General features: G+C 59.6%; 22 protein-coding genes. 8 read left to right on the top strand and 14 right to left on the bottom strand.

Annotation, left to right across the window (positions count from 1 at the left end):
* Positions 1-107: 107 nt before the first annotated feature.
* Positions 108-740 (bottom strand): response regulator transcription factor, encoded by a 633-nt coding sequence (locus tag AABB31_RS05410; RefSeq protein ID WP_342075480.1) that lies wholly within the window; start codon positions 738-740, stop codon positions 108-110.
* Complete coding sequence (locus AABB31_RS05405; RefSeq protein ID WP_342075481.1) at positions 737-2,146, bottom strand: cache domain-containing protein; 1,410 nt, start codon at positions 2,144-2,146, stop codon at positions 737-739. The genes AABB31_RS05410 and AABB31_RS05405 overlap by 4 nt, the downstream gene beginning before the upstream one ends.
* Before the next feature lie 247 nt (positions 2,147-2,393).
* Between AABB31_RS05405 and AABB31_RS05400 the strand changes: the two genes are divergently transcribed.
* From AABB31_RS05400 to AABB31_RS05390, 3 genes are all read left to right on the top strand, one after another.
* Positions 2,394-3,476 (top strand): TRAP transporter substrate-binding protein, encoded by a 1,083-nt coding sequence (locus AABB31_RS05400; protein WP_342075482.1) that lies wholly within the window; start codon positions 2,394-2,396, stop codon positions 3,474-3,476.
* A gap of 140 nt (positions 3,477-3,616) precedes the next feature.
* A complete protein-coding gene (locus tag AABB31_RS05395; RefSeq protein WP_342075483.1) occupies positions 3,617-4,564 on the top strand; it encodes a TRAP transporter small permease subunit in 948 nt (315 codons plus the stop codon).
* Between the two features lie 18 nt (positions 4,565-4,582).
* Positions 4,583-6,937 carry a TRAP transporter large permease subunit gene (locus AABB31_RS05390; RefSeq protein ID WP_342075484.1) on the top strand — a complete coding sequence of 785 codons (2,355 nt, stop codon included), beginning with the start codon at positions 4,583-4,585 and terminating at the stop codon, positions 6,935-6,937.
* Positions 6,938-6,971: 34 nt separating this feature from the next.
* Here AABB31_RS05390 and AABB31_RS05385 read toward each other — a convergent pair whose 3' ends face one another.
* The 5 genes from AABB31_RS05385 to AABB31_RS05365 form a co-directional block, all read right to left on the bottom strand.
* A complete protein-coding gene (locus tag AABB31_RS05385) occupies positions 6,972-7,565 on the bottom strand; it encodes a hypothetical protein (protein WP_342075485.1) in 594 nt (197 codons plus the stop codon).
* A 55-nt stretch (positions 7,566-7,620) separates the two neighbouring features.
* Positions 7,621-8,427, bottom strand: coding sequence for an arginyltransferase (locus AABB31_RS05380; RefSeq protein WP_342075486.1), 807 nt, complete (start codon positions 8,425-8,427; stop codon positions 7,621-7,623).
* Between the two features lie 92 nt (positions 8,428-8,519).
* Complete coding sequence (locus AABB31_RS05375) at positions 8,520-8,978, bottom strand: RDD family protein (protein WP_342075487.1); 459 nt, start codon at positions 8,976-8,978, stop codon at positions 8,520-8,522.
* A 72-nt stretch (positions 8,979-9,050) separates the two neighbouring features.
* Positions 9,051-9,482, bottom strand: a complete 432-nt coding sequence (locus AABB31_RS05370) for a DUF2852 domain-containing protein (protein ID WP_342075488.1) — start codon at positions 9,480-9,482, stop codon at positions 9,051-9,053.
* Between the two features lie 112 nt (positions 9,483-9,594).
* A complete protein-coding gene (locus AABB31_RS05365; protein ID WP_342075489.1) occupies positions 9,595-10,074 on the bottom strand; it encodes a YbaK/EbsC family protein in 480 nt (159 codons plus the stop codon).
* 78 nt (positions 10,075-10,152) lie between these two features.
* On the opposite strand from AABB31_RS05365, the gene AABB31_RS05360 reads away from it, so the two are divergent.
* On the top strand, positions 10,153-12,894 hold the full coding sequence (locus AABB31_RS05360; RefSeq protein ID WP_373635504.1) for a glutamine-synthetase adenylyltransferase: 2,742 nt from the start codon (positions 10,153-10,155) through the stop codon (positions 12,892-12,894).
* A complete protein-coding gene (locus AABB31_RS05355; protein WP_342075490.1) occupies positions 12,894-13,178 on the top strand; it encodes a hypothetical protein in 285 nt (94 codons plus the stop codon). Before AABB31_RS05360 ends, AABB31_RS05355 begins: the two co-directional genes overlap by 1 nt.
* 20 nt (positions 13,179-13,198) lie before the next feature.
* On the opposite strand, the gene eda is transcribed toward AABB31_RS05355, so the two are convergent.
* Positions 13,199-13,840, bottom strand: coding sequence for a bifunctional 4-hydroxy-2-oxoglutarate aldolase/2-dehydro-3-deoxy-phosphogluconate aldolase (gene eda / locus AABB31_RS05350; RefSeq protein WP_342075491.1), 642 nt, complete (start codon positions 13,838-13,840; stop codon positions 13,199-13,201).
* A 47-nt stretch (positions 13,841-13,887) separates the two neighbouring features.
* The gene (edd, locus tag AABB31_RS05345) at positions 13,888-15,693 is read right to left on the bottom strand and encodes a phosphogluconate dehydratase (protein WP_342075492.1); all 1,806 of its coding nucleotides are present in this window, start codon (positions 15,691-15,693) and stop codon (positions 13,888-13,890) included.
* 169 nt (positions 15,694-15,862) lie between these two features.
* Here edd and AABB31_RS05340 point away from each other — a divergent pair, with 169 nt between their 5' ends.
* The 3 genes from AABB31_RS05340 to AABB31_RS05330 are packed head-to-tail and all read left to right on the top strand — an operon-like array spanning position 15,863 to position 18,216.
* A complete protein-coding gene (locus AABB31_RS05340; RefSeq protein ID WP_342075493.1) occupies positions 15,863-16,420 on the top strand; it encodes a DUF6778 family protein in 558 nt (185 codons plus the stop codon).
* A 42-nt stretch (positions 16,421-16,462) separates the two neighbouring features.
* Complete coding sequence (locus AABB31_RS05335) at positions 16,463-17,671, top strand: RSP_2647 family RNA methyltransferase (protein ID WP_342075494.1); 1,209 nt, start codon at positions 16,463-16,465, stop codon at positions 17,669-17,671.
* Positions 17,668-18,216 carry an RSP_2648 family PIN domain-containing protein gene (locus AABB31_RS05330; RefSeq protein ID WP_342075495.1) on the top strand — a complete coding sequence of 183 codons (549 nt, stop codon included), beginning with the start codon at positions 17,668-17,670 and terminating at the stop codon, positions 18,214-18,216. The genes AABB31_RS05335 and AABB31_RS05330 overlap by 4 nt, the downstream gene beginning before the upstream one ends.
* Positions 18,217-18,245: 29 nt before the next feature.
* Here the strand turns inward: AABB31_RS05330 and AABB31_RS05325 are convergent, their stop codons facing one another.
* From AABB31_RS05325 to AABB31_RS05305, 5 genes are read right to left on the bottom strand one after another with little or no spacing between them, the layout of a single operon-like run.
* Positions 18,246-18,932: a M48 family metallopeptidase gene (locus AABB31_RS05325; RefSeq protein WP_373635503.1), complete on the bottom strand. Its 687-nt coding sequence runs from the start codon at positions 18,930-18,932 to the stop codon at positions 18,246-18,248.
* 38 nt (positions 18,933-18,970) lie between these two features.
* A complete protein-coding gene (locus AABB31_RS05320; RefSeq protein ID WP_342075496.1) occupies positions 18,971-20,158 on the bottom strand; it encodes a VWA domain-containing protein in 1,188 nt (395 codons plus the stop codon).
* A 6-nt stretch (positions 20,159-20,164) separates the two neighbouring features.
* Positions 20,165-20,335, bottom strand: a complete 171-nt coding sequence (locus AABB31_RS05315) for a hypothetical protein (protein WP_342075497.1) — start codon at positions 20,333-20,335, stop codon at positions 20,165-20,167.
* A 12-nt stretch (positions 20,336-20,347) separates the two neighbouring features.
* On the bottom strand, positions 20,348-21,694 hold the full coding sequence (locus tag AABB31_RS05310; protein ID WP_342075498.1) for a DUF2927 domain-containing protein: 1,347 nt from the start codon (positions 21,692-21,694) through the stop codon (positions 20,348-20,350).
* The gene (locus AABB31_RS05305) at positions 21,691-22,149 is read right to left on the bottom strand and encodes a GNAT family N-acetyltransferase (protein WP_342075499.1); all 459 of its coding nucleotides are present in this window, start codon (positions 22,147-22,149) and stop codon (positions 21,691-21,693) included. The genes AABB31_RS05310 and AABB31_RS05305 overlap by 4 nt, the downstream gene beginning before the upstream one ends.
* Between the last annotated feature and the right edge of the window lie 185 nt (positions 22,150-22,334).

Raw genomic sequence — 22,334 nt, 5'->3', positions numbered from 1 at the left:
CGCGCAACTGATGACACGGTTACACCCCGTATCGCCCCGAAGTTCCAGACCACATTCGCCATTCTGCAAGAGGCGTTGCAAAGACTTGGCCGGCCGGAACAGGGCCGCTAAATGCCTGTTCCCTGCAATACCCCATGTTCCAGCGCATAGCGGGTCAGCCCGGCGGTAGAGCTGATCCCAAGCTTGCGTTTGATATTGTTGCGATGTGTCTCGACCGTGCGCACCGAGATATTCAATCCAGCGGCCACCTGCTTGTTTGATTTACCCTGGGCCAGTTCCAGCAGGATCGTCTGTTCGCGGCTTGTCAGGGCTTCGCGCCCATCGCTGATCTTGGGGGTTAGCGAGCCCTTGGCCCCGGTGCACAGATATTTCTCGCCCCGCATGACCGTTTCAATAGCGGTCTGAATTTCATCGGTTGGCACATCTTTCAGGACATAGCCGCGCGCGCCATGGCTAAGTGCGGTCGAGATATATTCCGGGCTGTCATGCATCGACAGGATCAAAATCCGCGTTTCGGGGCGTTTTTCGAGGATCATCTCGGTCGCGTTCAGGCCGGACAGGCCGGGCATATTGAGGTCAAGAAGTACAACATCAGGGGCCATTTCCGTAATTTTATCAACAGCCTCTTGGCCGTTATTCAACGTTCCCACAACGCTGATATCGTCATAGGTTTCCAAAATGGCCTGAATGCCTTCGGTGACCATGGGATGATCATCCACGATCAAAACGCGGGTCGTCATGCGCTTTCCTTTTTCTTTTGCGGGCTCAGCATATGGGTCAGGGGGACCTGGGCCTCGATCACGGTGCCTGAGGTTGATGACAGAATGCGCAGCGTCCCACCCAATTGCTCGATCCGCTCTTGCATGTTGCGCAGGCCAAGGCCTGTCGTCTTGCGGGCGGATTGCGGCCAAGGCATCCCGCGACCATTGTCGCTGACCCGCAGCATCGCCCCGCTGCGATGGCCTTTGAGGCTGATATCAACATGGCTTGCGCCGGCGTGACGTTCGACATTGGTCAGGGCCTCCTGCGCAATCCGGTACAAGGCGATGCGCGCCTCTTCGTCCAGGCGGTTGCGGAAGACGACGGTTTCGAATGCGGTGGAAATATCCGTCCGGGCCATGAAATCTTCGCTGAGGGTCTTGATGGCGGGGCCGAGGCCCAGATCATCCAGCGCGCCGGGGCGCAGGTCGCGGCTGATCCGGCGAACCTCTTGTATGGCCGACCCAAGCCCCGCGATGCCCTTGTCCAGACTGTGGCCGGTATCGCCCATCTTGCGGCGGGCCAGTTCCAGCGCGTAGCGAACGCCTACCAGCATCTGACTGATCCCGTCATGCAATTCGCGCGCCACGCGCCCGCGCTCTTCCTCTTGGGTGTCGATAATGCGCTGGGTGAGGTCCTTGAGCTTTGCATCTGCCAGCCGCCGCTCGCGGATGTTCAGAAACATGCCGGTGGTGAAGACGGCCATGAGGGCGGCAACCGTGATCCCGACGATATAGTAGGAGGTCCGGGTGATCCGGGCCTCCACGTCGGCCCGGGCCGCAGCCACGTTTTCCAACACGTCGTCGATAAAAACCCCGGTGCCAATAGCCCATTGCCAATCCTGCAGGCCATTGACGTAGACAACCATGCGACCGGTTTCCCCGGTCGATGGTTTGGGCCAGTCAAAGCTGTGATAGCCACCGCCGGTGCGGGCAATACGGATCAGTTCATCGGTGATGGGGATGCCATTGCGGTCGGTTAGGCCGGACCAGTTGCGCCCGATCAGATAGGTCTGGCGGGGGGCCACAAGATTGTTGCCATCATAGTCAAACACAAAGAAATAGCCGTCCTGCCCGTAGAGCATCGCAGCCAATTCGCGCGTGACGGCAAGTTTGGCCTGCGCATCATCGGGTGCGGCGCGGCCATAGGTGTTCACAAAGGCCGTGCGGGCAATTGACAGGTAGTTCCTCAACTCCTCCCGCTTGGTTTCGATCAACTGGGTCTCAAGGGTCTGGATCTCGCCCTCGGCCAGCTGTCGGGATTGATTTGTAACCACAAGGAATATCAGGAAAACCGCTGCAATCAGGGGGAGTGTGGCCAGAAGAAATATTTTCTGTCCATAGCTGATTGCAAGCCTGTCGCGGAGCCGGGAGGTCACTCTGGTCATGCGCAGAATCGTTACGCGGGAATCAGCGTCGAATCAAATGGCATTCCGCAGTCTGATTCGACAGCACGCGGCTGTTAGCGCCGCAACTGGGCCTCAAATTGGTCAGTAAATCTGACAAAAGCCGGGTTTCTACGCAGAACTACGTATTTTACATCACCCATCCTCGCGTTAGTGTCAGCGCTACGTAACGATCTGTCGTGCGCCTGCGCCTGCGGGCCCGACACGCAAAATATTTGGGAGGTTTTTAATGGATCGTCGTTCTTTTCTGAAAAATTCCGCGCTTGGTGGCGGTGCAGCAGCGGCAACGTCACTTGCCGCACCGGCATATGCACAGGGCAACCGGACGCTGACACTTGTGACCACATGGGGCCGTGGCCTTGCCGGTGTGCATGACGCCGCACAGCGCGCCGCCGACACGATCACCGCGATGTCCGGTGGATCACTGACCATCGACCTGAAAGCCGCTGGCGAACTTGTTGGCGCATTCGAAGTGTTTGATGCGGTCACATCCGGTCAGGCCGACATGTATCACGGTGCGGACTACTACTTCATCAACCAGCATCCTGGTTATGCGTTCTTCACATCTGTGCCGTTCGGCATGACCCCACAGGAAATCAGCAACTGGTATTATCACGGCGAAGGGCGTGACTTCCATGACGAGCTTGGGCAGATCTTTGGTCTGAAATCCTTCCTCGCCGGGAATACGGGCCCGCAGGCTGGCGGCTGGTTCTCGAAAGAGATCACAGGCCCGGCAGATTTCCAGGGTCTGAAGTTCCGCATGCCCGGTCTGGGTGGCGAAGCGCTGGGTAAGATGGGCGCATCGGTGCAAAACCTGCCAGGTGCAGAAGTGTATCAGGCGCTGGCCTCCGGTGCGATTGACGGCACCGAGTGGATCGGCCCATGGGCAGACGAAAAGGCCGGTTTCCAGGAAATCACCAAGTTCTACTACACTGCTGGTATGCACGAGCCGGGTGCGGCCCTGTCGCTGGCCACGAACCTTGAAGTGTTCGAAAGCCTCAGCCCCGAGCATCAGAAGATCATCGAGATCGCAGCAGGCGAAGCGCATCAGTGGAACCTGGCCCAGTTCATGGACAGCAATGGTGCAGCCTTGCAGCGTCTGCAGGCTGGCGGCGTGAAGGTTCTGGAATTCCCTGACACTGTCTGGGATGCGATGGGCTCGGCCGCACGTGAAACGATGGATCAGTACAACGGCGACGACATCTATGACCGTCTGCGCGCCTCGTATAACGCATCCATGGCAGCCTCATCCGGCTGGATCACGCAATCCGAGGGCGCTTACCGTGCTCAGCGTGACCGTGTGATGGGCTAAGCCTGCGCAAATCATCAAGATTTTGATGATCTAGATCAAGGCAAGAGCGCTTTGCATGGTGCAAAAGCGCTCTTGCCACAAAGGCGCGAAGGGGGAGATCGCGTCTTGCCTACGACAAGAAAATTGGGGGGACATTCCATATGGGCTTGGTAGATGCATGGGGCGGAACGGCTGTTGGCTGGTTCTTTGCGCACCTGATCGAAGCATTTTACAATTTGTTCTATGCGCTCTTGCACCCTGACCTGTGGCTGGCCTGGCTGCCATATACCAACGGCAACATGCCCGAGGTTGAGATCAAAGAGGCGCTGATGCGCTTTATCTACTATGGTGCCTCGGTCGAGTTCTTCTTTGTCGTTCTTGCCATTTTCCTCGTGGTGACGGTGATTGGTCTGATCAAGAACCAGTTCATGTGGGGCTGTGTCTGGGTGCTGGAAAGCATCGCAAACGGGGTGGGGCGCTTTTTTGCCTGGGCTGGCTTGCTGATGGTTCTGCAGCAGATCGTGATCATCTTCATGCAACGGGTATTCGCCGTCTCGGAAATCAGCATGGGCTTCGGCGTTGCCTTCTCGAAAGACGTCAGCTGGTGGGCCGAAGAGCTGAAATTCTACAATGCGATGATCGTGTGCATGTGTGTGACATACACATTTGTCCAAGGCGGGCATGTGCGGGTTGACCTGATTTATTCCGCCGTCAGCCACCGGACCAAGCGGATCATCGACATGATCGGGTCTTTGCTGTTCATGATCCCTGCGGCCATTCTGACATGGCTCTATGGCTGGTTCTTCTTGTGGCGCCACCTTGTTGTGCCGAACCCGTCCGCATCGGACACGCTTGATCGGCTGTTGACCAAGGCCCGCGCCTTGCGCTGGAACGTCGAGACAATCGGCTTCTCGCCAAATGGCTTCAACGCCTATTTCCTCTTTAAGGTCCTGCTGATCGCGTTCACCGCGCTTGTTCTTCTGCAGGCGGTTGCGTTCTTCTATCGCTCTTATCTCGAACTGATCGAGGGCGAAGAGAGCGAAGGCAAATATCTTGATAAAGACCCAATCGGCGATCCTACCGCCGAATTGGTCGCAAAAATTCACTAAAGGCGGGGCGGTACAGACATGCTTTTCGGACTAGATGGCATTGAGGTCGGCATCATCATCGTCTTTCTGACGTTGTTTGCGGGCATTCTTTCAGGCTTCCCTGTGGCCTTTGCAATTGGCGGATCGGCGGTGATTTCATTTGCGATCATCGCCGCGCTCGACAGCTCGGGGATGCTTATTCACGCGGCCGTTGATACCGGATCGTCGGAATATGCTGCCCTGATCGCCGAAGGGGTCAGGCCCGACGCGATATCCGTCTTCCGATACCCTGAACTGCCCCGATACGAGGACGTGCTGTTCCCGCAAGGCTGGGAAGTCGCCTTGGACCGGAACGTGGGCTTTCTGGTCAACCGGATGAATGAACGGGTACTGGCCGGGCAGTCGATTGAGACCCTGCTGGCGGTGCTGATGTTCGTGATGATGGGGATCGTGCTGGAACGGTCCCGCATCGCGGATGAATTGCTGACCACAATGGCCAAGGTTTTTGGCCCGCTTCCCGGTGGTCTGGCCGTGTCGATTGTTATCGTCGGGGCATTTCTGGCGGCCTCGACCGGTATTGTGGGCGCGACCGTTGTGACCATGGGGCTGTTGGCCTTGCCGACGATGCTCAAGAACGGGTATTCGCCGCAATTGTCCACCGGCGTTATCGCGGCGTCCGGCACGTTGGGGCAGATCATTCCGCCATCCATCGTGATCGTGTTGCTGGGGACCCTGGCGGGGGATCTGTATTCCGCCGCACAGGAAGACCGGGCGCGCATGGCGGGCTGTTCCGACGCGCTGACCTATCTGGGTGAGCCCGCGGTCGTCTCCGTGGGAACCTTGTTTCAGGCGGCTTTGCTGCCGGGCATTCTGCTCGCGGCGCTTTATGCGGCCTATGCGTTTGGCTTTGCGATGCTCAACCCGTCCAAGGCCCCGCCCGTACAATTGGGTGACGCGGTTTCGCGGCATGCGGCCCCACCCAATCATGGTTTGACATGGCTTCTTGGGGTGCCTGTTGCATTGATCGCGCTGACCATCGGGTTTGGGCAGGTGGGCCTGGTTGGCAGCCAATCGGTGATTGTCGACAGCTTTACGGATGCCGGACAAACCGCATCCCTGCGGACCCGCGTCAGCGAAGAGTGTCAGGCCTCGATGATTGATCTGCATGGGGAAGAGGCGTGGAACGCGGCCCTTGCCCAACAGGCCGAGATCGACGAGGCCGGCGGCGTGGCAGAGGCCCGCGCACTGGCACCGGAAGAACGGGCGGCGCTGGTTGTGGAAAAGGTCGCAGCAGCGGCCCCGATTGGCACAGGCATCGCCGTGACCGCACTGCTGATGGGGCTGATGATCTGCGTCGCGCGCGGTGTTGCCCCGCAGGCCGACAAACTGCCACTGGTGGTGGGGGCAATTGGTGTCGTTCTGATGTTGCTGGCGGATGTGATATTCATCTCGCCCCTGACAACACCGGGGGTGACGACACTGATTATCGCCATTCCGTTGCTGGTGGCCTTTGCGGGTCTGAATATTGCGGCCAACTATCTGGCAAGCAATGAAATCCTGCGGGTCGTCTTTCCGCCGCTTGTGCTGATTGTTGCGGTGTTGGGGTCGATCCTTGGCGGGATCACCAACCCGACGCCGGCGGCGGCACTTGGCGCGGGTGGTGCAATCCTGCTGGCCACATATCGCAAGCTGCAGGATCAGGGACGGTCGGGGCGCATGGTGCTGCTGACCGCCTTTGCCATCGTGCTGATGCTGATCATCGGGATCAACTTCGACATGCGCCTGGGGCAGGAGGTTGTTCTGTTCGAAAACCGGGTCGCCTATGCGGTGGCGTTTGGGTGTTTCCTCTTTGCAATGTTCGGGCTGCTATGGTCGTGCGGGGTGCTGTTGTCCGGGGGCGTCCTTGCGCCTGTGGTCCGCGAGACGGCCAAAGTCACATCCATGGTGTTCACCATCCTGATCGGATCGCAGCTGTTGAACCTTGTCCTGATCTCGTTTGGCGGGGAACATTACATCCAGCAATTCCTGCGATCATTCGACAATGAATGGCAGGTCTTCCTGCTGGTCATGCTGGTGCTGTTCGTGTTGGGCTTTGTGCTGGATTTCCTCGAGATCATTTACATCGTGATCCCGATTGTGGGGCCAGTGATCTATGGCGGCACATTTGATCCCAAATGGGTGACGATCATGATTGCGGTGAACCTGCAGACCTCCTTCCTGACGCCGCCCTTTGGATTTGCGCTGTTCTATCTGCGCGGGGTGGCGCCCAAGACCATCACAACGGGGCAGATTTATCGCGGGGTCATGCCATTCATCGGCATTCAGGTCGCGGGGCTTCTTTTGCTGGCGTTCTTCCCCGGTGTCGTGACCATCGTGCCGAACCTGTTGAACTAGAACCCAAGGGCTGTGCAGATTTCAGCGGCACTGATCAGGTGCCGTTGAAAACATACATATTCGCTGAACCGGTTGCGACGGCCGCGTCAAGTTCGCGCACCGTATCGGCGTCGATGCGTGGGCCAATCGTGCCATCAAGAACCAGACGCGCCTTTTCGGCGGCCAGTCGCATCGTGTCCGTTTGCGGGCTGGGTGCCTGATCAAACCCCCAAAGCAGGGCGGTCATCCAGCCGGCAAGTGTTGCAGCCCCTTCAAACTGGCGCGGCAGGATGCTGTCGCCGTGCCTGACGGTCACACGCTGATAGTCATGTGTCGCATGACAGGCCTCGTGCACGATGGTTCCGCGACTGCTGGGCAGGAACGGGTTCACCGCAACCAGGGTGCCATTCTCGTCGCGGCCCAGGGAAGAGTGGACGCCGATATAGTGTCTTTGGCCCCGTTCGGGCGTCGGATCGTAGTGGTTTCCATTGGCGGATCTGTAACTGATATGATCGGCCTCGATCAGTTCAGCGATCCGCGCAAACTGGTGCGGATAGACATGCAACCGACCATATTGAAAGTTAATCCGACCGATATTGGCGTGCCGCAAGGTTTCCAGCGCACGTTTTTTCAACGTTATCCGTGTCAAACCGTCTCTCCTTTTCTAACCCCAAAATAGAAAAAGCGTGATGTCGGTTGTTATGTCAGCTGCGCACATCCGGCAGGCTGATGCGGGCCACTTGCTCGGCAATCGGATCGGTCGACAGCGGGTGGATGTCTGCTGCATAGGTATTGGCATCAGAAAGCGGTTGCCATGCGCCGTTGCGATAGACCTCCAGCCCCTTGAATTTCGCCTTGTAGCTCATCTTGGGGCTGCCCGGCACCCAATAGCCCAGATAGACGTAGGGCAGGCCAAGATCGCGTGCAATCGCGATATGATCCAGGATGATGTAAGTCCCAAGCGACAGCCGTTCCAGCGCGGGGTCAAAGAAGGAATAGACCATCGACAGCCCGTCATCGAGGATATCCGTCAGGCAAACAGCGCGCAGGCTTTCATCTTCGGTATATTCAATTAGCCGGGATTTGATCGGGGTTTCCTCGACCATGGCGGCAAATTCGAACATGTCCATGTCAGCCATGCCACCCGCCGCATGGCGTCCGTCAAGATATTCGCGGAACAAGGCATATTGTTCTTCCGTGGCCCAGGGAGAGGTCGCGCGGCGATGCAAATGATCGGCGCGTTTCTGAACCCGGCGCTGGCTGCGGCTATGCGAAAACAGCGAAACATCAATGCGGGCCGACATACATGCCGAACATTCCGCGCATGATGGGCGGTAAAGCACGTTCTGGGAGCGGCGAAACCCTTGCTTGGACAGGGCGTCATTCAGTTTGCCCGCTGTGTCGCCCTGCAACGCAGTGAACAACTTACGCTCCATTCTGCCCTCAAGATACGGGCAAGGCTGGGGCGCAGTTACATAGAACTGCGGTGCGATTGGGAGCGTGTGGCGCATGAGGTTTCCGGTCGATTTTGGAAACATTAGCAACCGAATTATGTTCCGCCAAGCCCCCGCGTTAAGTCAGGGTTAAGGATGTTCGCGCTTCGCTACACAATTGCAGGTTGTTGGGCTGCCTGATTGATCGCCGCCGTCCCCAGCAGGTGATCCGTGAGGCCCTGTTTCCGGCTGCTGAAAACCATCATCAGCACTGAAATCAATTGAAGCGGGGCCACCGCAACGCTGACCGTATAGCCCAGCGTATGCAGCAATGCGGTCTCAGAGCTAAGCCGACGTGCCCGATGATCGCGCAAGGTAATTCCCACGATCTGCATGCCCCAGGTGGCCGAGCCCGCCGCGATTGTGAACCAGCGGTAGATGAAACCAATCACCAGCATCAGGACCGGGAAAAAGAAAACGCCCAGAAACGCGGTGAATGGCAGGATAAGGACGCACAGAATGACAATCAGAACCATGTCAAAGACCCATGCCAGCGCACGCTTTAGCACCACACCACGATAGATGGCAGGGTTGCGGGCGGGGTCGGGCAGGGCGGATGAAGCGGTCATTGCGGTCCTCGTTTGGAATGGAAAAGGGCCAAGCGGCCGGGGAAAGCCACTTGGCAGGGATGTCACAGCTGATTAGGCGGCGTCATCCTTGGTGTCGTCCGTCGGATGGGACCCGTTCGCGCGATCATTCATGAACTGGTCGAACTCGGCCTTGTCCTTGGCTTCGCGCAGACGCTCCAGGAAGTCTTCGAACTTGTCCTGTTCTTCTTCCAGGCGGCGCAGGGTTTCGGACTTATAGGCGTCAAATGCGCTGTTGCCCGAGGATTTGCTCATATGCCGCGGACGGCTGCGGGTCATTGCGTTGCAGGATTTGTTGAACATGCGTTTGCTCCAGATCATGTAGGCAAGAAGGGCGAGGCCAACAGGCCAGAAAAAGATGAAGCCCAGAACCATGGCGGCGATCCAGGCGCCTTTGCCACGTGCATCCAGCCACATCTCGGCGCGGCTGAAAAATCCGGGCTGGCGATCATAGGCCATGGGGGAATGTGGGGTGGCGGTGTTCATTATGTGGGCTCCTTTATGATGTTGGATCTATGTGATGTGAATGCCTTTCACATGAATAGATATTGGCGTGGTCGGGCCGCACATCAAGAGCTTATGTAAATGTTTTTTACATTTACTTTTTATCTATAATAAAATCAGCGACTTGTGCGTCTGAAATCTTCAAAAGAAGCCGTGGATCAATGGGAAAAACATGCCGCGGGGTGCCGGCAGCGGCAAAAATCTCGTCAAATTCCAGCAATCGCGGGTCAAGAAAGGCCCGGATCGGGTTCAGATGGCCGATTGGGGCGACCCCACCGATGGCAAACCCGGTTTGCTGCCGGATCAGCGCGGCATCGGCCTTGCCCAGTGGTTCCTGGGCGGCTTGCGTTGCCTTGTTTGCGTCTACCTGATTGCCACCTGCGGTGATGAACAAGACGGCCTTGCCGCTGTCCTGCCCCACAAAGATCACTGATTTAGCGATCTGATCCAATGCACAACCGACCGCATCGGCGGCTTGCTGGGCGGTGCGCGTCTCGGCGCTCATCTCTAGCGCTGTGCTGTCAATGCCTACGTCGCGCAATGCTGCGGTGACGCGTTTTAGACTTTTGCTCATGATCATGCTGTCCTTTTTGATCAATCTATCCGGCGCGTTGCAATTGACCAGCGGCAATCGCGGCCGCACTGTTGGCACATGTCTTTTACCGCAAGCCTGACCCGATCGCCTGACCCCTACGACCCCGACCGCGGGGGCGAAGCATGGGGATCGCTTGATCTGGATATGGCACTGCGCCCATTGATCGTTGGGGCCGCAGGCTGCAGCCCCTATCTGGCAGGCCTTATGCAAACAGAGGCCGCATGGTTGCCCGGCGCGCTGGACGACCCCGACGCGGCCGTTCGCGATATGCTGGCCGAAATATCCCGTACCCCGCGCGAGGCGCTATCGGCAGATCTGCGCAGGGCCAAGCGTCGCATCGCGTTGCTTGTGGCGCTGGCGGATCTGGGGGGTGTCTGGTCCCTTGAAAAAGTGACCCAGACGTTGACCGATTTTGCAGATGCGGCGGTGCAAGCCTGTATCACCGCGCTGACCGCGCATGAGGTGGCGCGGGGCAAATTGCCAGCCGATGCGCCCGAGATGACAGTACTGGCCATGGGCAAGATGGGGGCGGGCGAGTTGAACTATTCGTCCGATATCGACCTGATCTGCCTGTTTGATGAAACGCGCTTTGATCCGGCAGATTATCAGGACGTGCGGGCCGCGTTCATCCGCGTGACCCGCAAGATGACGGCGATCCTGTCTGATGTTGCGGCCGGCGGCTATGTGTTTCGGACCGATCTGCGATTGCGCCCGGATGCCTCTGTCACGCCGGTCTGCCTGTCGATGGAGGCGGCAGAGCGTTACTATGAAAGCGTGGGGCGCACGTGGGAGCGTGCGGCCTACATCAAGGCCCGCGCCTGTGCGGGCAATATTCCGGCGGGCGCACGATTTCTGGAAACCTTGCGTCCGTTCATCTGGCGCAAGCATCTGGATTTTGCCGCGATTCAGGACGCGCATGACATGCGGCTGAAAATTCGCGACCATAAGGGCCTGCACGGCCCGCTTGTTCTTGATGGACATAATATGAAGCTGGGTCGTGGTGGTATCCGCGAAATCGAGTTCTTCACCCAGACCCGGCAGTTGATCGCGGGCGGCAGGGATCCGTCCTTACGACAGCGGCAGACCCGCGCAGGCTTGCAGGCTTTGGCCCGTGCCGATTGGCTGAAACCTGATGATGCCGACGCGCTTTATTCCCATTACTGTTTTCACCGCGAGGTGGAACACCGCCTTCAGATGATCGGCGATGCGCAGACCCACAGCCTGCCAAACAGCGCCGAAGGGTTTGACCGGCTGGCGGCGTTCATGGGCCGTGATGTTGCCGGGTTGCGCAATGAGCTGACCGAGCGGCTGGAAGCCGTGCATCATCTGACCGATGGCTTTTTCGCCCCCGAACCGGCCGAGCCGGAACGGGTGGCATGGGGTGCGGATGTCGTTGCCCGCTGGCGGACTTATCCGGCCCTGCGATCTGCCCGCGCGACAGAGATTTTCAGCCGGATCACGCCCGAAATCATGCGCCGTTTACAGGATGCCGCCAAACCGGACGAGGCGCTGGCCCAGTTTGATGGCTTCCTCGCTGGCCTGCCCGCGGGCGTGCAACTTTTTTCTTTATTCGAGGCAAATCCGCAGCTCACCCAGCTGATCGTTGATATTGCGGCAACGGCCCCGGCGCTGGCGCGCTACCTGTCGCGCAACGCGGGTGTGTTTGACGCGGTCATTGGCGGGGCCTTCTTTGCGGATTGGCCCGGGATTGCAGGCCTGCGCGCCGATCTGGGGCAGGTGCTGGCCCGGGCGGATGATTACGAGGCAAGGCTGATTGCAGCCCGCAGATGGGCCAAGGAATGGCATTTCCGGGTTGGCGTGCATCATTTGCGCGGGCTGGTTGATGCCCACAGCGCGGGCCAGCAATATAGCGATCTGGCCGAAGCGGTCCTTGCCCAGTTATGGCCGGTTATCTGCGCCGAATTCGCCCGCAAGCATGGGCCGCCGCCGGGTCGGGGGGCTGTTGTGCTGGGGATGGGGTCGCTTGGCGCTGGACGATTGAATGCGGCCTCCGACCTTGATCTGATTGTGATTTATGACGCTGATGGCGCCGATGCCTCGGATGGGCCGCGGCCCTTGCAGACCCGGCCCTACTACGCCCGGCTGACACAGGCGCTGGTCACCGCATTAAGTGCACCAATGGCCGAAGGCCGGCTATACGAGGTCGACATGCGCCTGCGCCCATCGGGGCGGCAAGGCCCGGTCGCCACCTCACTGGATGCGTTTCGCAGTTATCAGACGGATGCGGCATGGACATGGGAACATCTGGCGTTGACCCGCGCCCGGCCCGTTGCAGGCGCACAGGATGTGGGCCGCGAGATCGAGGCATTTCGGCGCGTGCTTCTGAAAGAGAAGGGGAAAGGTGCCACGGTTCTGGCCGATGTCGCTGATATGCGCGCCCGGATCGCGGCGGCCAAACCGGCCAAGGATGGCTGGGACGTCAAGATCGGGCCGGGGCGCCTGCAGGACACCGAACTTTTTGCCCAGACCGCTGCCTTGCGTGCGGGGGTGTCTGACCGTGATCCGGCGGCACAACTTGCTGCCGGTGTCGGTGATGGATGGCTGAGTGCCGCAGATAGTGCTGCGGTGGCCACAGCCGCTGCGCTTATGTGGCAGGTACAGGCAGCGGCCCGGTTGTTGACCGGTGGTGCGCTGGATCCAGAGAGTTTGGGCGAGGGTGGCGTGCGGTTCATATTGCGGGAAACAGGATTACCCAGTCTGGACGCGTTGTCTGCCGCCCTGGCGCAGGCAAGTGCCGCCGCCGATCAGGTGATATCCGCCAAACTGGGGGTGACCTGATGGCGCAGCAACCGCATGACCCCAAGGGCCTGATCCGCGAGGCCTACCGGATCGAGGGGATTACGGCGGGCGAATGCCGGACGATCTTTCTCGATTGGGCGCTTGGTGTGCCGACTGACAGCAATATGCGCGATCAGGCGCGGGCCCTTCTGGATCAATACGCGCAGATGCCGGCGGATCACCCGATGACCATCACCTTGCAGGCCGCGTTGCAGGCAGAACCCGCCGCGCGCCGTCGCGGTGGCCGGGCGGCGCGGGTCAGACCTGTCGCAGATAACAGCTAGCCTGGTCCGGATAACCGGCCTTACCGCGGCAGCGCTGCGGCCTCACGTGCCAATGCGGTGATCCCGGCCCAGTCCGCTGCCGCGACCTTGTCCTTGGGGGCCACCCATGATCCGCCGACGCAAAGCGTGTTGCTCAGCGACAGGTAATCATGCGCGTTTTTCAGGCTGACCCCGCCGGTCGGGCAGAACTTGACCTGCGGAATGGGCGCGCCGATGGCTTTGAGGGCCACAGCCCCGCCATTGGCCTCGGCAGGAAAGAACTTCTGCACGCGATAGCCACGTTCCAGCAGGCGCATCGCCTCGGACGCTGTCGCCGCACCGGGCAAAAGTGGCAGATCATTTGCCTCGCACGCGTCCAGCAAAATATCGGTGGCTCCGGGGGATACGCCAAATGTCGCGCCAGCGGCTTTTGCGTCCTCGACATCCTTGGGCGTCAGCAGCGTGCCTGCACCAACTGCACCGCCGGGAACCTTGGCCATCTCGCGGATGACGTCCAGCGCGGCAGGGGTGCGCAACGTGACCTCAAGCGCAGGCAAGCCACCTGCGACAAGCGCCTCGGCCAAGGCCGCGGCAATGGCGGCATCATCCACCACCAGAACAGGGACAACAGGGGCGAGGTTGCAGATTTCAGCAGCAGCGGCGGAGGCGTCTTGTGGGGTCATTTCAATGCTCTCTTATAGTGGCAAGTCTTGTTTCGGGCAGGGCCATATCAGACAACAACCCCCGCACCATCTGCAGCAAGGCCGACATTCTTGCGGAAAGCCTCGAACAGCTCGCGGCCGACGCCGGTGCCGTTGCCGGTCAGATCAGCCGCAGCAGGGCTGCGGGCGCCAAGATCAACGCCAATTGCGTCGATGGTGCCCTTTGTTGCATCCAGCCGCACGATATCACCATCGCGCAGCAGGCTGATAGGGCCGCCATCGGCGGCTTCGGGGCAGACATGGATTGCTGACGGCACTTTGCCGGACGCGCCGGACATCCGGCCATCGGTGACAAGCGCCACCTTCAGCCCGCGATCCTGCAGAACGGCCAGGGTCGGGGTCAGGCTGTGCAGTTCTGGCATGCCGTTTGATTTGGGGCCCTGGAACCGCACCACGATGATCGTGTCTGTGGTGATCTCACCTGCCTTGAACGCATCCTTGACCGCCTCTTGCGTGTGAAAAATCCGGGCAGGGGCTTCGATGATGTGCCGCTCGGGGGCGACGGCAGAGGTCTTGATCACACCACGGCCCAGATTGCCTGCCAATTGGGTCAATCCGCCGGTCGGATGGAACGGATCGGCAGCAGGGCGCAAAATCTTGTCATTCTGCGAGCTGGTTGGCCCGGCATCATAACGCAGCTTGCCATCCGCGACCTTGGGGTCTTTGGTATAAAGCTCTAGCCCGTTGCCTGCGACTGTCTTGGTGTCAGGGTGCAGCAAACCGGCATTCAGCAATTCGTTGATCATGAAACCCAGACCACCGGCCGCATGGAAGTGGTTCACATCGGCCAGCCCGTTTGGATAGACCTTGGCCATCAGCGGGGTGACCTGTGACAGATCGCTGAAATCCTGCAGATCAAGGATGATCCCGGCGGCACGCGCCATGGCGGGCAGGTGAATCACCAGATTGGTTGATCCGCCGGTTGCCATCAGGCCGACCAGTCCGTTGACGAATGCCTTTTCATCAAGAATGTCGCAAACAGGGGTATATTCATTCCCCAATGCGGTGATCGACAGCGCGCGTTCGGTGGCCGCATTGGTCATGGCGTCACGCAGGGGCGTGCCGGGATTGATGAAGGACGCACCGGGCATATGCAGCCCCATGAATTCCATCAGCATCTGGTTTGTATTGGCTGTGCCATAGAATGTGCAGGTGCCCGGCCCGTGGTAAGATGCCATTTCAGCCTCCATCAACTTGTCCCGACCGACTTCGCCGGTGGCAAACTGCTGGCGGACCTTGGCCTTTTGATCATTGGGAAGGCCTGACAGCATCGGACCTGCAGGCACAAAAATACCCGGAATGTAGCCAAACGTGGCTGCTGCCATCACCAGACCGGGGACAATCTTGTCGCAGACACCCAGATAAATCGCGCTGTCAAAAACGTTGTGTGACAGGCCAACCCCGGCGGCAAGTGCGATCACATCGCGCGAAAACAGCGACAATTCCATCCCTGTCTGGCCTTGCGTGACCCCATCACACATGGCCGGTACGCCACCGGCCACCTGCGCTGTCCCGCCGGCCGCACGGGCCGCTTTGCGGATCAGGTCGGGATAGGTTTCAAATGGCTGATGCGCCGACAGCATATCATTATAGGCGGTGATAATCCCGATATTGGGGGCCTGCGCATCTGTCAGGGCCGGTTTGTCATCTGACATGGCGGCATAGGCATGGGCCTGATTACCACAGGTCAGATGCGCCCGCCTTGGGCCTTGCGCAGCGGCGCGCGACATGGTGTCAAGATATGTGCGTCTTGGGCCCTCAGAGCGGGCAATGATCCGGTCAGTGACGGCGCTGATCGTGGGGTGCAGTGACATTTTGGTCCTCATGGCGATTTGTGGCGGCTGTAACACAGCCTGTTAGCGCTAACAAGCGATTGACCATAATCCTACCACAATCCTGCGGCAGATGCGTTATTGTAAGGTAATCGACCGGCACAGCATGTGCGAGGCGAGACCGAAAAATCAGCGGGTCAACGAGGTTGAGATGGCGAAGAAGAGACTGCTTGGGTTTTTTGTTGTGTTATTTGGATTGGCCGCATGTACCGGCCAGAATACGCTTGGCAGCGGCCCGCCCGAGGGGGTGACCCGCAACTATGCCTTGCAGGATGTGCGTTTCTCGGCACCGTCAGAACTGACCGTGTCCGAGGCGGAAAGCTATTATCCCATCGCAGATGTCATCTGGCGCGGTGATCCGCGCGGGGACCGGGTACAGCAGATCAGTGCGATGTTTGAAACCGCAGAACAGCGCGCAAAGCCAAGTCTTCGGGGCGCGATTCCCGTTGTTGCGGATGTGCAGCTGGAACGGTTTCACGGTGTGACCAACCGCACCCGCTATTCGATCGGCGGCGTCTACAACGTCATATTTGACCTCACGCTGCGCAATGCCCGCACCGGCGAGGTTATCGAACCACGCCGCCGGATTGTTGCAAATCTTGATGCGCCGGGCGGGGATGAGGCGGTTACACTGGAACAATCGGGTCAGACCCAGAAAGTCAGGGTCACCGATTTCCTGACCCAAATCCTTGTGCAAGAGTTGACCTGACACATCTTTTCGCGGGCGCCCTTTACGGTTAGGAGGGCGCCTATGAATGATCAATCACAGACACCCTCCACCCCAACCGTCCGCCTGTTGCCAAAGGCCGAGGCGCGCGCCATTCGCCACGGTTTTCCCTGGGTCTACGCCAATGAACTGGTAACCGACCGGCGGACCCGCGCCTTGCCTGCGGGGACAATTGCCCAGCTTGAAGACAGCAACCGCACGGCACTTGGCCTTGTTGCGGTTAATCCGGCGTCGAAAATCATCTGCCGGATGCTGGACCGGGATGCAGACGCGACAATTGACCAGGCGTGGTTTGCCGCGCGCATCCGCCGCGCGCTGCGCCACCGCGAGACACTTTATACAACGCCATTCTACCGCCTTGTGCATGCCGAATCCGATGGGTTGCCGGGGGTGATCGTTGACCGATTTGGTGATGTGGTTGTTATGCAGCCGAATGCGGCGTGGGCTGACCGTCTGCAGGATGCCCTGGTGGCCGCAATCGTTGACGTTCTGGCTGTGGATACCGTCGTGATCAACGGCACCGGGCGCGCCCGGGGTCTTGAAGGGCTCGACGACTATCTCGGTGTTGCCAGCGGCACGGCCCCGACCGGACCCATCGCGGTTTCCATGAATAACGCAACATATCTGGCAGATGTCATGGGTGGGCAGAAAACCGGATTGTTCTACGATCAACGCCCCAATCACGCCTTTGCGGCCCAATTGGCAAAGGGCGGCACGATGCTGGATGTCTTTTCCCATGTCGGCGGGTTTGGTCTGGCGGCACTGGCGCAAGGTGCAACCCGTGTTCTGGCCATTGACGGCTCTGCGCCTGCGCTGGATCTTGCCATGCAAGGGGCCCACGCGATGGGCGTGTCTGACAAGTTGGAAACACGGCGCGGGGACGCCTTTGACACGCTTGCAGCACTGGCCGACGAGGGCGCGCAATTCGATGTGGTGATCTGCGATCCACCCGCCTTTGCCCCGTCACGCAACGCGCTTGATGCGGGATTGCGGGCCTATGAACGTGTTGCCCGTCTGGCTGCCCCGCTGGTGGCGGATGGCGGCTATCTGGGGCTATGTTCGTGTTCGCACGCGGCTGATCTGACCAAGTTCCGCAATGCCTGTTCGCGCGGGATCGGGCGGGCAGGGCGCCGGGGGCAGATCATCCACACAGGCTTTGCCGGTCCTGATCATCCGCTCATGCCGCATTTGGCCGAAAGCGGATATCTCAAGGCCGTGTTCTACCGCCTGTGAGGGTCCTGATTGATGCATGTGTGCTGTACCCAACCGTCATGCGGCAGGTGGTTTTGGGATGTGCGGCGGCCGGATTGTTCGAGGCACGCTGGTCAGCTCGGATCGAGGAAGAATGGGCGCGGGCTGCTGCACGGCTTGGTGCAGAGGCAGAAGTTTTCGCGCGCGGTGAAATCGCCGCACTACGCGCAACCTTTCCAAAGGCCGTCATTCCGCCGCATCCGGGGCTGGAAAAGCGTCTATGGCTGCCCGATCCGAATGACATTCACGTGCTGGCCGCGGCGGTGGCGGGCTCCTGCGATGCGATCCTGACGGTCAACGCCAAGGATTTTCCCGGCAATCTGCTGGCCGAGGAAGGATTGTTTCGAGCCGATCCCGATGCGTTCCTGCGCGGACTGCTTGAGGAAGCTACCGATGACGTCACCGCAGTTGCCAAGGCGGTTCTTGCGGAGGCGAACCGCTTGTCCGACAGAACGTGGGAGATGCGCGCGCTGATGAAAAAGGCCCGTTTGCCGCGATTGGGCAAGGCATTGGCAACACTGTCCTAAGGGCAGGACCCTAAGGCAGGCTGCGGCGATTATTGCGCCATCCATTTCGCTTCATTTGCTTCGATGGCTGCGATCCGTTGCGGGGTTTTGGGGTGGCTCAGCATCCAGGCCGGTGCGCTTGCGCCAGCCCCCCCGGTCAGCGCCTCAAGCTTGCCAAAGAGGGACTTTTGCGGCCCCGTGCCGATCCCTGATTTGACCAGCAATGCGGACGCATAGGCATCCGCCTCAAACTCGTCGCCGCGTGACAGCCGGGCGGCCAGCAATGTCATCAAAAGGTTGGCAACCCACATGCCCACGCCCGGCAGGAACCTGTTCAGGACCATGGCAAGCGCTGTGCGCATGGCGTTTTGACCTGAAAAGTCGATCACGCGACGGCGCGAATGCCCCAAGGCCACATGCCCCAGCTCATGCGCGATCACGCTGGCCATCTCTTCGGAACTGACCTTGCCTTCGCGATATTTGTTAAAGAAACCACGGGTGATGAAGATCCGGCCATCAGGTGCGGCCAGCCCGTTGATGGGCTCGATCTCGTAGATATGCACCTTGATCCGCTCGATATCGAGCGCCTGGGCCATGCGGTCGGTCAGATGCCTCAGGATGGGATCGGCCAATTCGGTGGACTTGCTGTCCAGCTCGCGCGCGGTGCGCCATACCGAAAACCGGTACATGGCGATGCCATAAATCAGGGCCAGAAGGATCGGGGCGAATTTCAACATGGTCTAGATATGGGGCCGCATTTGCACAGAACAAGCGCTTAGCGGCCCAGGGCCTTCATCCCGTCGGCGATGCCTGACAGGGTCATTGGCACCATGCGGTCGGGGCCGAAAATGTCCTGGATCATCTGGATGGACTGGGTGTAGGGCCAGTAGCGTTGATCAAGCGGATTGATCCAGAGATGATCGGGCCACTGATCGCGGGCCCGGGTAAGCCAGACCTCGCCCGCCTCTTCGTTCCAATGTTCGTTTGCACCGCCTTTAAAGGCGATCTCGTAAGGCGACATGCTGGCATCGCCGACAAAGATGCATTTGTAGTCCGGGCCATAGGTGCGCAGCACCTCCCAGGTGGGGGTCTGGCCGTCCCAGCGGCGGCGATTGTCGCGCCAGACGCCTTCATACAGACAGTTGTGAAAGTAGAAATGTTCGAAATGCTTGAATTCGGATTTCGCCGCGCTGAACAATTCCTCGACGACTTTGATATGCGGGTCCATGGATCCGCCAATATCAAGAAACAACAGGACCTTGACGGCATTGCGCCGCTCGGGCCGGGTCTGGACGTCAAGATAGCCATGTTCGGCGGTGGCGCGGATCGTCCCGTTCAAATCCAGCTCTTCGGCGGCCCCGTCACGGGCCCAGCGGCGCAGGCGTTTCAGTGCGACCTTGATATTGCGGGTCCCCAATTCGACACTGTCATCAAGATTGCGAAACTCGCGTTTGTCCCAGACCTTTACCGCGCGCTGATGCCGGCTTTCGTTCTGACCGATCCGCACCCCCTCGGGATTATAGCCATAAGCGCCAAAGGGCGAGGTTCCGGCCGTGCCGACCCATTTATTGCCGCCCTGATGGCGCCCCTTTTGTTCAGCAAGGCGTTGCTTGAGCGTCTCCATCAGCTTGTCAAAGCCACCAAGTGCGTCGATCTCGGCCTTTTCGGCCTCGCTGAGGTGTTTTTCCGCCAGTTTCTGAAGCCACTCTGCCGGAATATCAACGGCGTTCAGGACAGCCTCGGCAGGGATGCTGTCCAGCCCTTCGAACGTGGCGGCAAAGGCCCTGTCGAACCGGTCAAGATGCCGTTCATCCTTGACCATCACGGTGCGGGCCAGAAAATAGAACGCCTCGACATCATAGGTAGCCAGTCCGGCCTTCATGCCTTCGAGAAATGATAGAAACTCGCGCAGTGACACGGGGACACCGGATTTTCGCAAGTTGTCAAAGAAGGGCAGGAACATCGCCGGTCAGACGTAGCTGCGTTCGATGAAGATCAGCACAAACAGGCCGATAATGCCAAACAGGATGGCAAAAGAGGCGGCCCATTGCAGCAGATCAAGGGTTTTGCCGCCTCTGGCGCGGGCGCGAAAGGCACCAAAGAGCGCGCCAAAAAGAAGTCCGGCAAGTGGGTAGATCATGGCTGGTCCCTATCAGCTGGGCGGTGTGCGCGGTGGCAAAGACGCAATTTCGTTCAGCCGGTCAATCACGGCATTTCGGCTGCCAAATCCGTAGCGCGCCCAACCCAGGCTGTCCAGACGCAGGGCCATGCCCGCCTCTGTGTCTCCCTTGAAATCCAGTGCTTCGGCCTTGAACATCATCAGAATGGACATCAGTGCCGCGTTCTCGTGCTTGCGGGCAATCGGGATGGCCTGATCTGTAATGGCGATGGTGGCGTCTGCATCGCCGGAAATCAGGGTGAAGGCGGCAAGCTGGGCTGCGATATGCGCGCGATGAATATTGGTCGCGGGACTTTGGCTATAGGCCCGGCCTGCGGTGTTGAACGCGCCTAAGGCAAGGCTGGCATCATTGCCCAGCTGCAGCCGCCCATAGACGTAATGGCCGAACCCTTCGCGGGTGCCGGTCCAGCCCAGGCGGCGCCCGATCTCGATTGCGCGCAATGCGGCACGGCGGCGCCGCGGATCAGAGGCGCCATCGCCAAGGGCGACCTCGATTGCGTCAATCCAGTCACGCGACGTGCTTGACGGGATCTGGCCACCGCTGCGCTGCCCGCGCGGGTTCAGCCGGGCGAGGATGGATGGCAGCCGTTGCGAAACCTGGTCCTGTGTCATCCCGCTTTGCAGTTCGGGTGCGTAATAGGCGCGCAGGATCAGCATATCAAAGCCGGTCAGCACCGCATGCAGGTTATCATCATTGAACACGGAATCAGGCAGTCGGTAGAGGTCATTCAACGGCCCCAGGGCCTGTGCCAGCTCTTCATGTAGACAATCACGTATCTCTTGCGGGGCGACATCGGCAGGCACAAAAATGGCCGCCTTGTCGCGCCGTTGCAGGGTCGCCCAGTCCAATGTGCCTGTCCCGCGCGCCCGGCGCAGTTCCGTCCAGCTTTGGACCCGTGGCACAACAAAACAGGCGGCGTTGGGTGCCACGCGCTGCAGGGCGCGGCGCGGCACAGCCTCGATCACGATATTCGCCTCGGCCCGTTGGGACAGGCTGATGTCAATCCGGGCCTCGCGTCGCAGCCGGTTCAGCAGACCGGTCAGATCCGCCACCAGACCGTCAGAGATATTGCCCGCAAGCCGCACAGATATGGGCCCTTCAAAGCGGGTCAGCACAGGCAATTGTCGCCCGCTTTCCATTCGAAACGCGAGGTCGAGAAAATCAATCGCAATCTCGGAATTGGGCCGTGTTGGCGCGCCGGGGCTGGCGGCGACAAAGCTGCGTGTTTCGGGGAATGTCAGCCGGATCGGCTCGGGTCCTTCGGGGACCTCGGCGCAGGCGGCGAGTGCGGCCAGCGCGAAGGCTGCAAGCCGCTTCATGCGGGCCTCAGGTATTTGATGAAATTGGTCGCTTGTCCGATCCGGTCATAAAGGGTGCGGGCGGTCGTATTGTCATCCTGCGTTAGCCAATAGACAGACGGCGCGCCAGCGGCATCCGCGGCCGCATAGACGGCTTCGATCAATTGCCGCCCCACACCTTTGCCGCGCATATCGGGATCGGCATAGAGGTCCTGCAGGTAGCAGACATTTTCGACGCGCCAGCAATGCCGGTGAAACAGGAAATGCGCGAGGCCGACAGGCTTTTCGCGATGCGTGGCGATCAGGCAATGAAAGTCCTGATCATCATCACCCAGAAGCCGTGTAAATGTACGCTCATAAACGGCGTCCGAGACGGAACTGTCATAGAATGTCAGATACCCCGTCCATAGCTTGCGCCAATACGGCTTGTCTTCCGCGCGCAAAGGGCGGATGCGGGTCTGGGTGGTGTCGGTCATCTTGCCTGATCTTTCCTGCCTTTGCCGAACAATAGTCAGCTTTGGCAGCATGACCAGTCAATTGCGCGTGCTATGCTGTCCCTGAGTTAAGAAACCAAGAAAAAACTGCAGATCGTCGCGGGTTTCGGGCGAACCTGACCGCCGCGTCATCCGAAATTGGGCAACACTGCGCCCGGGTCGTGGCG

It is taken from the genome of Yoonia sp. SS1-5, from assembly GCF_038443705.2.
Classification (GTDB): Bacteria; Pseudomonadota; Alphaproteobacteria; order Rhodobacterales; family Rhodobacteraceae; genus Yoonia; species Yoonia rhodophyticola.
The sequence above is the reverse complement of the archived record's forward strand: the minus strand, read 5'-3'. Positions and strand labels throughout refer to the sequence as shown.

What these genes read in the sequence shown, in the direction of transcription:
- AABB31_RS05410 (WP_342075480.1), bottom strand. Translation starts at nt 740, where the DNA reads ATGACGACCCGCGTTTTGATCGTGGATGATCATCCCATGGTCACCGAA.
- AABB31_RS05405 (WP_342075481.1), bottom strand. Translation starts at nt 2,146, where the DNA reads ATGACCAGAGTGACCTCCCGGCTCCGCGACAGGCTTGCAATCAGCTAT.
- AABB31_RS05400 (WP_342075482.1), top strand. Translation starts at nt 2,394, where the DNA reads ATGGATCGTCGTTCTTTTCTGAAAAATTCCGCGCTTGGTGGCGGTGCA.
- AABB31_RS05395 (WP_342075483.1), top strand. Translation starts at nt 3,617, where the DNA reads ATGGGCTTGGTAGATGCATGGGGCGGAACGGCTGTTGGCTGGTTCTTT.
- AABB31_RS05390 (WP_342075484.1), top strand. Translation starts at nt 4,583, where the DNA reads ATGCTTTTCGGACTAGATGGCATTGAGGTCGGCATCATCATCGTCTTT.
- AABB31_RS05380 (WP_342075486.1), bottom strand. Translation starts at nt 8,427, where the DNA reads ATGCGCCACACGCTCCCAATCGCACCGCAGTTCTATGTAACTGCGCCC.
- AABB31_RS05375 (WP_342075487.1), bottom strand. Translation starts at nt 8,978, where the DNA reads ATGACCGCTTCATCCGCCCTGCCCGACCCCGCCCGCAACCCTGCCATC.
- AABB31_RS05370 (WP_342075488.1), bottom strand. Translation starts at nt 9,482, where the DNA reads ATGAACACCGCCACCCCACATTCCCCCATGGCCTATGATCGCCAGCCC.
- AABB31_RS05365 (WP_342075489.1), bottom strand. Translation starts at nt 10,074, where the DNA reads ATGAGCAAAAGTCTAAAACGCGTCACCGCAGCATTGCGCGACGTAGGC.
- AABB31_RS05360 (WP_373635504.1), top strand. Translation starts at nt 10,153, where the DNA reads ATGTCTTTTACCGCAAGCCTGACCCGATCGCCTGACCCCTACGACCCC.
- AABB31_RS05355 (WP_342075490.1), top strand. Translation starts at nt 12,894, where the DNA reads ATGGCGCAGCAACCGCATGACCCCAAGGGCCTGATCCGCGAGGCCTAC.
- eda (WP_342075491.1), bottom strand. Translation starts at nt 13,840, where the DNA reads ATGACCCCACAAGACGCCTCCGCCGCTGCTGCTGAAATCTGCAACCTC.
- edd (WP_342075492.1), bottom strand. Translation starts at nt 15,693, where the DNA reads ATGTCACTGCACCCCACGATCAGCGCCGTCACTGACCGGATCATTGCC.
- AABB31_RS05340 (WP_342075493.1), top strand. Translation starts at nt 15,863, where the DNA reads ATGGCGAAGAAGAGACTGCTTGGGTTTTTTGTTGTGTTATTTGGATTG.
- AABB31_RS05335 (WP_342075494.1), top strand. Translation starts at nt 16,463, where the DNA reads ATGAATGATCAATCACAGACACCCTCCACCCCAACCGTCCGCCTGTTG.
- AABB31_RS05325 (WP_373635503.1), bottom strand. Translation starts at nt 18,932, where the DNA reads ATGTTGAAATTCGCCCCGATCCTTCTGGCCCTGATTTATGGCATCGCC.
- AABB31_RS05320 (WP_342075496.1), bottom strand. Translation starts at nt 20,158, where the DNA reads ATGTTCCTGCCCTTCTTTGACAACTTGCGAAAATCCGGTGTCCCCGTG.
- AABB31_RS05315 (WP_342075497.1), bottom strand. Translation starts at nt 20,335, where the DNA reads ATGATCTACCCACTTGCCGGACTTCTTTTTGGCGCGCTCTTTGGTGCC.
- AABB31_RS05310 (WP_342075498.1), bottom strand. Translation starts at nt 21,694, where the DNA reads ATGAAGCGGCTTGCAGCCTTCGCGCTGGCCGCACTCGCCGCCTGCGCC.
- AABB31_RS05305 (WP_342075499.1), bottom strand. Translation starts at nt 22,149, where the DNA reads ATGACCGACACCACCCAGACCCGCATCCGCCCTTTGCGCGCGGAAGAC.